Raw genomic sequence first — 12,210 nt, 5'->3', positions numbered from 1 at the left:
CGGGCGTTGTCCTTCCTCAGCGGATCGGAGGCGCGTAGAGCAGGCCGCCCTCGGTCCACAGGGTGTTCAGCCCGCGATCGAGTTTCACCGGGCTGCCCGCACCGAGGTGACGTTCGAAGATCTCGCCATAGTTGCCGACGGCGGAGATCACCGACACAGCCCAGTCGTTGGAGAGCCCGAGCTTGGCGCCGAAGTCGCCGGTCTTGCCGAGCAACCGCTGGATCTCCGGGTTTTGCGAGGACTCTGCCAAGGCGGTGACGTTCTCCTGCGTAATGCCGAACTCCTCGGCAGCGACGAGGGCATGCAGCGTCCAGGCGGCGACGTCGCGGAATTGCGGATCGTTCTGGCGCACAATCGGCCCCAGTGGCTCTTTGGAGATGACTTCGGGCAGGATGACGTAGTCGTCAGGCTGGGTCAGCCCCAGACGGCTGGCGGCGAGGCCACCCCGTTCGTTGGTATAGGCGTCGCAGCGCCCGGCCTCCAGATTGGCGAGGTTCTGCTCGCGGTTGTTCGCCACGATCGGCGTGTAGTCCAGGCTGTGGGTCCGGAAATAGTCAGCCAGGTTGAGCTCGGTCGTCGTGCCGGCCGAGACGCAGATGGAGGCGCCGCTCAGCTCCCCCAGCTTCGCCACGCCGAGGTCCTTCTTCACCAGGAAGCCCTGGCCGTCGTACATGTAGACTCCGACCCAGTCGAATTTCAGCTCGGTGTCGCGCGTATAGGTCCAGGTCGCGGCGCGCGCCAGCAGGTCGACGCTGCCGGACTGCAGCGCTGCAAAGGCATTCTTGAATTCAAGGGGGACGAAGCGGACCTTGGCGGCATCGCCGAGCAGAGACGCCGCAACGGCGCGGCAGTAGTCGACCTCGAGCCCGCTCCATTTTCCAGTGTCGTCGAGGGTGCTGAGTCCGATCGCCGTCCCGGTACTGGTACCGCAGACGAGTTCGCCGCGCTGCTTGATGGCGCTGATGGTCTCGCCTTCGCTCGCCACCGCCGGGCCGGCCAGCAGGCCTATGCCGAAGAGTGCGCAGACTGCTTGCTTCATAGTCATGATCTTACCCCTTTCTTGCTTCCCTGTTTGTAGTTTGTGTTGCCGGCCCGACGACCGGCCCCCGCACGCCACCCGGTCAGATGGAGGCGGCCCTGTTCGGCGGGCGGTAGCGCTCCAGCCCTGCCAGAAGGTCGTCGATAAGGTCGTCGGGATGTTCAAGGCCGATGCTGAATCTCAGCACCGGTCCCGCGCCTTGCCACGGCACCGCACTGCGCGCGCCGTCGAGCCGCGCTGGTGCGACGAGGCTATGCAGGCCACCCCAGCTCGCGCCGAGGCGGAACAGGCGCATCTGCTCCAGGAAGGGGGCAAGGGCCGTGTCGCCGCTCGGCTCAAGCACGACCGAGAAAACACCGCTCGCCCCGGTGAAGTCGCGGCACCAAAGGACGTGGCCAGGATCGCCCGGCAGTGGCGGATAGAGAACCTGCTTGACGCAGGGGTGCTCGGCCAGGATGCCGGCAACCTTGACGGCGCTCTCCGTCTGCCGGCCAAGCCGGGTGGAGAGCGTGCCCAGCCCACGCTGCGCCAGGAAGCAGTCGTCGGGAGACACCCCGAGCCCGAGGTAGCGGCTTGCGTCTTTGATCCGGCGGAACAGAGTTTCGTCGTCGACCGTCACGCTGCCCAGGATGAGGTCTGAGTGGCCGGCGATGTGCTTTGACAGGGCCTGAACAGCAACGTCGGCGCCATGGCGCAGCGCCTTAAAGCCGAGTGGCGAAGCCCAAGTGCAGTCGGCAGCGACCAGCGCGCCATGGTCGTGGGCGGCGGCCGTGATCGCCGGCACGTCCTGCACTTCCATAGTGAAGGACGCTGGGGACTCAACCCAGACGAGGCGGGTTGTCGACCGGAACAACTCGGCAATCCCGACACCGGCCAGCGAATTGTAGAAGGTCGACGTGACCCCCATGGCCGACAGGAACCCCTCTGCCGCCGCGCGGGCCGGCGCATAGACGGCGTCCGGTATCAGAACGTGGTCGCCGGGGCGCAGGAGCGCGAGGTTGACGACGGAAATCGCCGCCATGCCGGAAGGCACGATAAGCGCACGGCTCCCCCCTTCCAGCGTGGCGATCTGCTTGGCGAGCGAGCGCGACGCGGGGTGGCCATAGAGGCCGTAGGAGTAGCCGTCGTAAAAACGGCTATGGCGCGCGAGGAATTCTTCGACCGTCGGAAAGACCAGCGTCGAGGCCCGGTGAACCGGCGTCGTCAGGGCCCGGAACGGCTCGTCATCGCTATCGCAATGAAGCAGGCGTGTCTCGTCGTGCATCGTCGACCTCTAATGAGAAACCGCCCTATTGCAGCGAGAAGACAACTTGACTTCAAATGCTAACTTTCCCGATAGTTATGCAGATATATTATAAGTATCGGAACATCCCATGAATTTCCGCCAGGTCGAGGCCTTTCGGACCGTTATCGCCTGCGGGACCACGACCCGCGCCGCGGAAATCCTGCGAATCTCCCAGCCGGCGGTCAGCCGTCTGCTGGCCGACCTCGAGCGCTCGACGAAGCTGAAGCTCTTCGACCGCGGCAAGGGCCGCATCCGGCCGACAGCCGAAGGCCTCGCCTTCTACGAGGAGGTGCAGCGTGCCTTCATCGGGTTGGAGCGGTTGTCCTTCGCCGCTGAAAACATCCGCAGCTTCGCCGCTGGCAGCCTGCGTGTGGCGAGCCTCCCGGCCCTCGGCCACGCCTTCCTGCCGCGCGTCGTCGCCTCCTTCTGCCGTGACTTTCCAGGCATCTCGGTGTTGTTGCACATTCGCAGTTCGGAAGCGGTCAAGGATCTCGTGGCGACCGGTCAGTTCGACCTCGGATTTGCCGCGGATGAAATCGACCTTGCAGGTGTCGAAGCGCAGGTCTTCGCTGCCCCGCAGGCGGTATGTCTGGTGCCGAACGGCCATCCGCTGGCAGAGCGGGAAACACTGGCGCCGCAGGATCTTGCGGACAGCCGCTTCGTTTCCCTGGCCAGCGAGGATGCCGCCCGGGCCCGCATCGACCGCCTGTTCGAACAGGCTGGCGTCCGGCGGCGCATCGTGGTGGAAACGCAATACTCGGTGACCATCTGCAATCTCGTGCGCAACGGTGTCGGTGTCAGCCTGGTCAATCCCCTGGCGCTCGAGGGATTGGATCGGGCGGGACTTACCGTCGTTCCCTTCAAGCCAGAGGTGCATTTCCGCACGCTGATGATCACCCCGCCAAGCGGCACCCTCTCTCAGGTCGCGGGTGCCTTCCTCGCCGAAGCCCAGCGTCAATTGGCACTGTCCTAGCCGTTCCGGCAGCCCACGAGAATAGGCATTGACCTTCCCATAATGGGAAAGTTTAGGGATAGAGGGAATGGAGGATTCCCGATGCCCAGCCAGACCGTGCAACCCGCCCCCAACAGTTTAACCCTCACCGTCGAGGGCATGAGTTGTGCTTCCTGCGTCAAACGCGTGGAGACGATCGCCGGCCGCGCCCCCGGGGTCGCCGCGAGCAGCGTCAACCTCGCCAACGAGACCCTGACAGTAGAGATGGCCAAGGATTTTTCCCTTGAGGCCCTGATCGAGGCCATCAGGAAGGGCGGCTACGGCGCGGCGACACGCAGAACCGAGATCGCCATCGACGGCATGAGCTGTGCCTCCTGCGTCAAGCGGGTGGAAAACGCGATCCATAAGGTGCCCGGCGTCGTCGGGGCAACGGTCAACCTGGCGACCGAACGGGCGAGCGTGGAACTGCTGGGCGACAACGCGCAGCTGGGCGAGGTCCTGAAGGCGATCACGGCAGCAGGCTATGCAGCGCAGAGCGCGGAGGACGACCAGGCCCTGGAATCCCGTCAAGAAAGCAAGACTGCCGAGGTGCAAAAGCTGCGGCGCGACGTCATGGTGGCCGCACTGCTGACCCTTCCCCTCTTCGTCCTGGAGATGGGCGGCCACCTCTATCCTCCCTTCCAAGGCTGGCTGAGGTTCGCCATATCGACCCCTTCGCTCCACCTGCTCTACTTCGCGCTGGCCAGCGCCGTGATGTTCGGCCCGGGCCGGCGATTCCTGGTGAAGGGCGTTCCCGCCTTGCTGCGCGGCGCGCCGGACATGAACTCGCTGGTAGCGCTCGGCACCTCTGCCGCCTACGGCTACTCGGTGCTGGTTACCTTCGCCCCGCAACTGCTGCCGGCGGCGGCGCACAACATCTATTACGAGGCCGCAGCCGTCATCGTCACCCTGATCCTGGTCGGGCGACTGCTGGAAGCCCGCGCCAAAGGGCGCACCAGCCAGGCCATCAAGCGCCTCGTCGGCCTGCAGGCAAAGTCCGCTCGGGTGGTCAAGGACGGCGCGGTCGTCGAAGTGCCGCTGGCCGCGGTCGCCGCCGGCGACATTGTCGTCATCCGCCCGGGCGAGAAGATTCCCGTCGACGGCGAGGTGATCGAGGGGTCCTCCTACATCGACGAGTCGATGATCTCCGGTGAGCCTCTGCCCGTCGCCAAGAGCGAGGCCGACACCGTGATCGGCGGTACCATCAACAAGACCGGGAGCTTCCGCTTCCGCGCCACCAAAGTCGGCGCCGATACCATGCTGGCCCAGATCATCCGCATGGTGGAAGAGGCCCAGGGATCGAAGTTGCCTATCCAGCTGCTGGTCGACCAGGTAACCGCCTTGTTCGTGCCGGCCGTCATGGCGATCGCCGCCGTCACCTTTCTGGCCTGGGCCCTCGTCGGCCCAGAGCCGGCTTATACCTACGCCATGATCAATGCCGTGGCTGTGCTGATCATCGCCTGCCCCTGCGCCATGGGCCTAGCCACGCCGACCTCCATCATGGTCGGCACCGGCCGCGGCGCCGAGACCGGCGTGCTGTTCCGTAAGGGCGACGCCCTGCAGCAGCTGCGCTCGGCGGCGGTGGTAGCCCTCGACAAGACCGGCACCCTGACCAAGGGCCGTCCGGAGCTGACCGATCTGCTGACCATGCCGGAACACGATGAATCCGAGATCCTGGCGCTGGTCGCCGCCGTGGAGGCCCAGTCCGAACACCCTATCGGTGAGGCCATTGTGAGCGCCGCCGCCCAGCGCGGCCTGACCCTGGCAAACCCCAGCGCCTTCGAGGCGGTGCCCGGCTACGGTGTCACGGCGGTGGTCGACGGACGCCGGGTCGAGATCGGCGCCGACCGCTTCATGACGAAACTGGGCTACAGACTCCGCGGCTTCGGCGGCGAGATCGAGCGCCTCTCCGACGAGGGCAAATCGCCGCTCTTCGCCGCCGTGGACGGCAAGATTGCCGCCGCCATCGCCGTGGCCGACCCGGTGAAGCCGACCAGCCGCCAGGCCGTCGAGCAGCTGCACGCCCTGGGCCTCCAGGTCGCCATGATCACCGGCGACAACCGCCGCACTGCGAAGGCGATCGGCCGGGAGCTGGGCATCGACCAGGTGATCGCGGAAGTCCTGCCGGAAGGAAAGGTGGCGGCGCTGCACGACCTGCGCGAGGGCGGCAATCTGCTCGCCTTCGTCGGCGATGGCATCAACGATGCGCCGGCCCTGGCCGAGGCGGACATCGGCATCGCCATCGGCACGGGCACGGACGTCGCCATCGAAAGCGCCGACGTGGTGCTGGTCGGCGGCGATCTGCTGGGCGCGGTGAACGCCATCGCCCTCAGCCGGGCGACGATGCGCAACATCAAGCAGAACCTTTTCTGGGCCTTCGGTTACAACGTCCTGCTGATCCCGGTCGCCGCCGGCGTTCTCTATCCCGCCGCCGGCCCGCTGCTTTCGCCCATGCTGGGGGCTGCCGCAATGGCGCTGTCCAGCATCTTCGTCCTCACCAATGCGCTGCGCCTGCGCCGCTTCGTGCCGCCGCAGGGCGAAACGGCCGGGACAGCGGCAAGCGTCGCGGCCACGGCCACGGCCGCAGCCTGAATCGCAAGGAGATCCCGCCCTTGGACAACGACACCTTCAAGGCCAGGATTATTTCCGCGGAGCGCGCACTCACACTGCCGGCGGACAAGACCCTGCTGGAGACCGCTCTGGACGCCGGCATCGCCTATCCTCACGGCTGCCGTTCCGGGCGCTGTGGGGCCTGCAAGACACGCCTCTTGTCGGGCGAGGTCGAGCTGCTGCCGCACACGCGCTTCGCCCTGAGCGAAGACGAGCGAGAGCAGGGCCTGATCCTCGCCTGCCGGGCCAAGCCGCTGAGCGACATCGAGGTCAAGTGGCTGGCCCAGGAGACCGTCTCCCACCCTCTGGTCAAGACGACGGGCAGCGTGGCCGGAACGCGGCGCCTGACTCACGACATCGTGGAACTGCGGCTAGGTCTCGAGGCGCCCTTCGCCTATGCGCCCGGCCAATACGCCAGGCTGACCTTTCCGGGCCTGCCGGCACGCGACTACTCCATGGCGCCCAGCGGGCGCGACGACGAACTGGTCTTTCACATCCGCGAGGTGGCCGGCGGGCGCGTCAGCGCCGCGGTCGCGCAGGCGGCCAAGCCGGGCGTCGCGGTGCAGGTCGAGGGCCCCTTCGGAGAGGCCTACCTGCGCGAAGGCCACACCAGGCCGATCCTGGCGGTAGCCGGCGGGTCGGGGCTGGCCCCCGTGCTTTCGATTGTGTCCCGGGCCGTTGCGGCCGACATGCGCCAGCCGATCCACGTCTATTTCGGCGCCCGCGACCGCCACGACGTCTACGGTCAGCAGCAGCTGGACGCGCTCATGGCGGCGCACCCCCGGTTCTCGCGCCAGGTCGTCCTCTCCGCTGCGAAGGGCGAAACCGCCTTCCGCAAAGGCTTCGTGCACGAGGCGATCGCCGCCGATATCGACGCCATGGCCGGCTGGAAGGCCTATGTCGCGGGTCCGCCGGCCATGGTGGAGGCAGTCGGGCAGGTCTGTCGCGAACGCAATCTGCGGGAAACCGACCTGCACGCCGACGTTTTCTTCACACCGGAAGACGGCAGCCGGGCGAGCGCCGAGGCTGCCTCGGGAGGTTGACATGAACATCGGAGATGCCGCCGCCGCATCGGGCGTCTCGGCCAAGATGATCCGGCATTACGAGTCGATCGGGCTGATCAGTCCGCCCCGGCGCACCGAGAGCAACTATCGGGTCTACAGCACCGAGGACGTCCACGTGCTGCGCTTCATCAAGCGGGCAAGAACCCTCGGCTTCTCGATCGAGAAAACCGGCATGCTGCTCGGCCTCTGGCAGGACAGGTCGCGGGCCAGCGCGGACGTGAAGGAGCTCGCGCTCTCGCACATTTCCGAGCTTGAGGAGCGGATCTGCGAACTGCAGGATATGGTTTCGACCCTGAAGCACCTCGCCCATTGCTGCTCCGGCGACGGCCGCCCCGACTGCCCGATCCTGAACGACTTGGCGGCGCCTACCGCACTTCCCGCGCCACCGCGGGCCGGCTGGAAGAAAATCGGGACCAGGCATCACTAGCTCGCTTGACCTTACCATTATGGGAAGCTGCAAGCTTCGCTCATTCGGACAGTCAGAAGGATCCCACCATGTGTGACAGCCATCAGCATCACGAGGCAGAGACCACAGCCACGGCGGCCAGCAAGGGCATTTCCTTTCACGTCGCCGACATGACCTGCGGCCACTGCGCCGGCGTCATCCGCTCGGCTCTGGAGGAAAGCCTGCCGGGCACCGCCATCGAGATCGATATCGCCAAGGCGCAGGTCACAGTCGCCGGCGATCAGGCCAAGGCCGCCCAGGCCATTCGCGAGGCCGGCTATACGCCGGAACTTCTGGCGCACTGACTCTCCCTGCCGACTTGGCGGCCTGCCGGTGCTCCCGGCTGGCCGCCGCCTCCTTTCCGCCACTCTCCGCTCTCTACCGGCAAAGCAGACCCTTCGTTTCAAGGGGTGAAACGAAACAAAGCTCTGAACAGCATGACGCAACTGGCCTTTGAGAGATCGGACGGCAAGGCGCTGCACTTTTGCGATGTCGCCGGCAGCGAGCAGGAGGTCGCCTGCGATGCCATCGGCTTTGGCAATCACCTGTGCGCAAAGCCCAGCTGGCTGACCTAGCCAGCGTTCCTTTTTCCTATAATCTCCGCCTCAACCAGTTGCCGCCGGATTGCGACTCCCAGGATCGCATTACCGTCCAACGCGTCTACTCGGTCGGCGACGGCGCCCAGCTGACCGGCGCCTACAGCGCCGAGATAATGGGACGCCTGGCGGAGCCGGCCGCCCTGGCCGACCAGGGCCAAGCGGTCGATGCCGCCGTGCGTGAGGCCGACCGCCGCAGGCTGACGGTTACCCGCTCCCTGGTCGACAATTACTGCACCTCGTTGGAGATGGCCAGTTGCTTGCTGCCCTTGGTCAAGTTCGACAGCGAGGTAGCCTCCTACTGGGAGGCCCCGGTACACAGCGCTGCGCTACACTGGCGAATGTGATCAGGAAATAGCGCTATTACACGGCCACGCTATCAGAAAGTCCGGAAGTCCGCTTGGGGTCACGAGCCGCCTTCCCCGTGCCAATCTACTTGGTCCGTTAACAGCCCCTCAGCTGACATTTTCTGCGGCCCGGCCCCCAATGTCACCTTTCAGAGGCGGAGTGGACATGCTCCACCTGCCTCCCAATGTCGGGGGCGTGCCAGAAGCGGCCTTTCAGCAGGCGGCTGAGTCAGGACCGCTTAGCGCCTCTCAGCCGGTGTTCGACGCGCTGCCGTGAACATGACGGCTTGCCGACCTGGAGCGGACACGCTTACTGGTCTCAGCGACCGCTATTGCGCGGCCACGAAGCCGCGCCAGCCGCCGAATTGCGAGATGTCATGGGCCATATCGACGGCCACGCTCTCTACCAGGAACCCCTTCACCAGCCTGCCGTCGACGAGCTTGACGTTCCCTATGCACATGGGCGGCGGCAAGGCGGCAACGAACGCGCCGAAGGCCTCTTCCGTCAATGACCAAAGCTCCGCCTCTATTTCAGTCCCCCTGCCCGGCTGCACGCGCAGCAGGCCCGGCTTGGCCGGCTCACTGTCGGGCAAAGCGTAGAGGCAATAGTCCGCTGCAGTCTTCGTCGCCTGCTCGAACTGCCCGTCGAGGGCCGTCAGCTGGCCGTTCAGTGACAGGCCGGACATGTGAGCGCCAACAACCAGTATCCCTATGCGCTTTGCGGTGTCGTTCGACGTCGGAACCGGTCCCGCTAGGAATGACCCGGCCAGCTGTGCCACCTGTGCGTCGGCCCCATCGCGGCCGAGGAAGGTGACGGACTCCGGCCGCCCGTCCTCACGCCGGCCGACGGGGACAGTCATCCCGCAAAGGCCCAGCAGGTTTACGAAATTGGTATAGGTGCCGAGGTTGCTGTTGGTGGCGAGCGGTTCCGCAAGAACTTCCTCAACCGTGTACCACGTCGGCGCGGTCGGCACGCAGAGTGCATCGATTCCCTGCATGAGGTTCCGCGTTTCACGGCGCAGAGCGGCGAGCTGGTAACCGGCCTTGAATGCATCGGCTGCAGAGAAGGCGGACGCGCCTTCGATGATCGCGCGGGTCACGGGATGCAGGGCCTCGGGGCGGGACGTGATGAATGCCTCGATCGCAGCATAGCGTTCGGCAACCCAGGCGCCCTCGTAGAGAAGCCGGGCCACGCGGTAGAAGGCGTCGAAAGGCAGTTGGGTGATCTCCAACCCCATTTCAGCGAGCCTCTCGACTGCAGCCTGGTAGCCCGCCGCCGCGGCCTCGTCGCCGAAAAATACGCGGTCTTCGTACCGCGGCACGCCAATACGCTGCACCTGCGCAGGCGCTCCGGCATCACCGGCCGGCACAACCCGCGAATAGGGATCGGCGGGATCATAGCCGCGTGCTTCAGCAAATGCGGCGGAGGCGTCCGCGGGCGAGCGGGCGAAAATGGAGACGCAGTCCAGGGTGCGGCAGGCCGGCACCACCCCCTGGGTCGAAATCGCACCGAAGCTCGGCTTGAGGCCAACCAGCCCGTTGAGTCCGGCGGGAATACGGCCCGAGCCTGCGGTATCCGTACCGAGTGAGAAACTGCACAGGGCACGCGCCACGGCGACGGCGGAGCCGGCACTCGATCCACCCGGGATCAGAGCGTCGTCCAGCGCATTGCGCGGGGCGGGATAGGGCGTGCGCAGGCCGACCAAACCGGTCGCGAACTGATCCAGGTTGGTCTTTCCGATGATGAAGGCCCCGGCGTTCCGAAGCCGGCGTACCACCGTCGCGTCTTCCTTTGCGCGATAGGCGAAGTCCGGACAGGCGGCGGTCGTCTCCATGCCGGCAACGTCGATATTGTCTTTGACCGCAAAGGGAATGCCCCACAGAGGCTTGGCAACGGGATCGAAGGGACCGAGCCCGGAGATCTCGGCCTTCATCTGCTCCGCCGTGGGCCGAGAAATGAAGATTCCGGGATCGTCGACCGCCGCGATGCGTCGCTCGATCTCCTCGACAACCTCGCCGGCGCCTGTACCGGCTCCATAGGCCGTGTGCAGGGCTGCGATTGTGAAATCGTTCTGCATTCCTGGAATTCCCTCCCGAGACCCCTTTGCGGCCCCTGCCGCCTAGGCGGCGACGATGGGCGCGTAGGTCTCGACCAGGCGATTGGCGAACATGTCGACCTTGGGGATCATCTGCTTCTGGCGGCAGACCGCGAGGTCGATGTGCTTCGGCATCACCGCGCCGGCCTTGAGGACCCGCGGCGCGACTTCGTTGATGTCCCACAGGGGGAAACCGGTGGGCGGTATGACTAGGCTGCCGCCGGGATAGGGGCAGTCGAGGCGGTTGGCCAGTACCACGGCAACCCGGTTGTCCTCGGCGCGTGGTACAGCGATCAGCTCGCGCTCGAAGGGCTCGCGCAGGGAAGCGGGCCAGAGAATGATATCCGCCGCAGCAATCCCGAGGCAGCGGGAGGATTCCGGAAAGACCGCGTCATATCCAGACATGACTCCGATACGGCCGAACGGCGTCTCGAAGACGGGATAGTCGTCGCCCGGCACCGCCCAGGCGCGCTCCTCGGCGGTCAGATGGGTCTTCCGGTACTTGCCGATCTCCTGACCTTCGGGACCGATCAGATAGGTGGTGACGTAGAGTCCCATGGCGGCCCGCTCCACCGTCGGCAGGGCGATGAGGCAACCGTAAAGGCTGGCGATATCGCCGATTTGGGCGACAAGGCCCTTGGTTTCCCCGGCCAGCGCGGCGGCTTCGTCCGCGTTCGGCAGCCAAGTCCTGGCGAAAGCGTATTCGGGCAGAGAAATGACCTTGATGCCCAGTTTCGCCGCATGCTCAACCATGTTGAGAACGTCGCTGGCACCGTGTTCGTCATCCACATGGATCTGCACCGCGGCCACCTTGCTGGTCGAGCGGGCGGGCACGATCGGCGTTTCCGCGACCGTGGAGACCGGCGTGTCGGCATAGCTCACGGTCATGATGCCGTAGGTTTCCGGCCGGCGGTCGGCAATCTTGTCGTTCGCGGTATAGATGGACTTGTCGCCGGCGGCCTCCGGATCGATGTCCGCCACCGCCATGCCATGAGTGTCGTAGGGTACCTTAGAGAGCACTCTCCCCTTCGGATCGACAATCATGCTGCCGCCAGGATAGTAGATTGAACGCTCATAGCCGGCCTTGGTGGCCGCGACCAGCCAAAGGCCGTTTTCATACGCGCGCGCCGGCCCCCACATGTCAGCCTGGTCCATGGCAAAGAAGTTCGCCATGTCCACGATGACCTCCGCTCCCTGTATTGCCATGGAGCGAAAGATCTCGGGAATGCGGCCGTCGAAGCAGATCAGCAGGCCGATCTTGCCGAGGTCGGTTTCGACCACCGGGCAGCCCCGTTCGCCAAAGCTGAACCAGTTCTGATCGTGGGTCGCGAGAAACTGCTTGTGGTAGTGGCAAACCACTTCACCCTTGCGCCCAAACATGATGCCGCTGTTAAAGACCTTTTCCTTGCCCGCGTCCCACTCGGTGATGCCGCTGGCGATATAGATGCCATGCTCCCGGCTCAGCGTGGCCAGCGCCGAGACAAACGGACCGTCGGGCACGGTCTCTGCCAGCTCGCGGCAGTGCGCCGGAGAATCGAAGAGGTAACCGGTGTCCATGCACTCCGGGAAGACAACCAGCTCGACACCTTGCCGGACGGCGTCCTCGACGAATTTCGTCGCCAGGGCGATGTTGTGGTCGTAATCCCCAAGGGCAGCCAGCGTCTGCACGGCGGCGGCGCGGAAACGGCGAGTAGTCATGATGTTCTCTTTTCTCACTAGGCGATGAACTGGGGGAGG

At 65.5% G+C, this 12,210-nt stretch carries 11 protein-coding genes; 7 read left to right on the top strand and 4 right to left on the bottom strand.

What is annotated here, in order from left to right; translation table 11 throughout:
* Nucleotides 1-16: 16 nt before the first annotated feature.
* Together H7X47_RS06270 and H7X47_RS06265 are read right to left on the bottom strand one after the other, a co-directional pair.
* The gene (locus tag H7X47_RS06270; RefSeq protein ID WP_227010250.1) at nucleotides 17-1,045 is read right to left on the bottom strand and encodes an amino acid ABC transporter substrate-binding protein; all 1,029 of its coding nucleotides are present in this window, start codon (nucleotides 1,043-1,045) and stop codon (nucleotides 17-19) included.
* Between the two features lie 76 nt (nucleotides 1,046-1,121).
* A complete protein-coding gene (locus H7X47_RS06265) occupies nucleotides 1,122-2,303 on the bottom strand; it encodes a trans-sulfuration enzyme family protein (protein WP_193367788.1) in 1,182 nt (393 codons plus the stop codon).
* Between the two features lie 109 nt (nucleotides 2,304-2,412).
* On the opposite strand from H7X47_RS06265, the gene H7X47_RS06260 reads away from it, so the two are divergent.
* The 7 genes from H7X47_RS06260 (at nucleotide 2,413) to H7X47_RS06230 (ending at nucleotide 8,377) form a co-directional block, all read left to right on the top strand.
* Nucleotides 2,413-3,297: a LysR substrate-binding domain-containing protein gene (locus H7X47_RS06260; protein ID WP_193367787.1), complete on the top strand. Its 885-nt coding sequence runs from the start codon at nucleotides 2,413-2,415 to the stop codon at nucleotides 3,295-3,297.
* Nucleotides 3,298-3,378: 81 nt separating this feature from the next.
* A complete protein-coding gene (locus H7X47_RS06255; RefSeq protein ID WP_193367786.1) occupies nucleotides 3,379-5,907 on the top strand; it encodes a heavy metal translocating P-type ATPase in 2,529 nt (842 codons plus the stop codon).
* Between the two features lie 20 nt (nucleotides 5,908-5,927).
* Complete coding sequence (locus H7X47_RS06250) at nucleotides 5,928-6,968, top strand: 2Fe-2S iron-sulfur cluster-binding protein (protein WP_227010249.1); 1,041 nt, start codon at nucleotides 5,928-5,930, stop codon at nucleotides 6,966-6,968.
* A 1-nt stretch (nucleotide 6,969) separates the two neighbouring features.
* Nucleotides 6,970-7,416 (top strand): Cu(I)-responsive transcriptional regulator, encoded by a 447-nt coding sequence (cueR, locus tag H7X47_RS06245; RefSeq protein ID WP_193367785.1) that lies wholly within the window; start codon nucleotides 6,970-6,972, stop codon nucleotides 7,414-7,416.
* Between the two features lie 68 nt (nucleotides 7,417-7,484).
* The gene (locus H7X47_RS06240; RefSeq protein WP_193367784.1) at nucleotides 7,485-7,739 is read left to right on the top strand and encodes a heavy-metal-associated domain-containing protein; all 255 of its coding nucleotides are present in this window, start codon (nucleotides 7,485-7,487) and stop codon (nucleotides 7,737-7,739) included.
* A 132-nt stretch (nucleotides 7,740-7,871) separates the two neighbouring features.
* Nucleotides 7,872-8,009 (top strand): hypothetical protein, encoded by a 138-nt coding sequence (locus tag H7X47_RS06235; RefSeq protein WP_193367783.1) that lies wholly within the window; start codon nucleotides 7,872-7,874, stop codon nucleotides 8,007-8,009.
* Nucleotides 7,982-8,377: a dihydroxyacetone kinase subunit DhaK gene (locus tag H7X47_RS06230; RefSeq protein ID WP_193367782.1), complete on the top strand. Its 396-nt coding sequence runs from the start codon at nucleotides 7,982-7,984 to the stop codon at nucleotides 8,375-8,377. Before H7X47_RS06235 ends, H7X47_RS06230 begins: the two co-directional genes overlap by 28 nt.
* A gap of 329 nt (nucleotides 8,378-8,706) precedes the next feature.
* Here H7X47_RS06230 and atzF read toward each other — a convergent pair whose 3' ends face one another.
* Together atzF and H7X47_RS06220 are read right to left on the bottom strand one after the other, a co-directional pair.
* Nucleotides 8,707-10,455, bottom strand: a complete 1,749-nt coding sequence (gene atzF, locus H7X47_RS06225) for an allophanate hydrolase (protein ID WP_193367781.1) — start codon at nucleotides 10,453-10,455, stop codon at nucleotides 8,707-8,709.
* A 42-nt stretch (nucleotides 10,456-10,497) separates the two neighbouring features.
* Nucleotides 10,498-12,171 (bottom strand): carbon-nitrogen hydrolase family protein, encoded by a 1,674-nt coding sequence (locus tag H7X47_RS06220; protein ID WP_193367780.1) that lies wholly within the window; start codon nucleotides 12,169-12,171, stop codon nucleotides 10,498-10,500.
* Nucleotides 12,172-12,210 lie beyond the last annotated feature (39 nt).

It is taken from the genome of Pelagibius marinus, assembly GCF_014925385.1.
In the GTDB taxonomy this organism is placed as follows: domain Bacteria; phylum Pseudomonadota; class Alphaproteobacteria; order Kiloniellales; family Kiloniellaceae; genus Pelagibius; species Pelagibius marinus.
This window is presented reverse-complemented; position numbering and strand designations above follow the sequence as displayed.

What these genes read in the sequence shown, in the direction of transcription:
- H7X47_RS06270 (WP_227010250.1), bottom strand. Translation starts at nt 1,045, where the DNA reads ATGACTATGAAGCAAGCAGTCTGCGCACTCTTCGGCATAGGCCTGCTG.
- H7X47_RS06265 (WP_193367788.1), bottom strand. Translation starts at nt 2,303, where the DNA reads ATGCACGACGAGACACGCCTGCTTCATTGCGATAGCGATGACGAGCCG.
- H7X47_RS06260 (WP_193367787.1), top strand. Translation starts at nt 2,413, where the DNA reads ATGAATTTCCGCCAGGTCGAGGCCTTTCGGACCGTTATCGCCTGCGGG.
- H7X47_RS06255 (WP_193367786.1), top strand. Translation starts at nt 3,379, where the DNA reads ATGCCCAGCCAGACCGTGCAACCCGCCCCCAACAGTTTAACCCTCACC.
- cueR (WP_193367785.1), top strand. Translation starts at nt 6,970, where the DNA reads ATGAACATCGGAGATGCCGCCGCCGCATCGGGCGTCTCGGCCAAGATG.
- H7X47_RS06240 (WP_193367784.1), top strand. Translation starts at nt 7,485, where the DNA reads ATGTGTGACAGCCATCAGCATCACGAGGCAGAGACCACAGCCACGGCG.
- H7X47_RS06235 (WP_193367783.1), top strand. Translation starts at nt 7,872, where the DNA reads ATGACGCAACTGGCCTTTGAGAGATCGGACGGCAAGGCGCTGCACTTT.
- atzF (WP_193367781.1), bottom strand. Translation starts at nt 10,455, where the DNA reads ATGCAGAACGATTTCACAATCGCAGCCCTGCACACGGCCTATGGAGCC.
- H7X47_RS06220 (WP_193367780.1), bottom strand. Translation starts at nt 12,171, where the DNA reads ATGACTACTCGCCGTTTCCGCGCCGCCGCCGTGCAGACGCTGGCTGCC.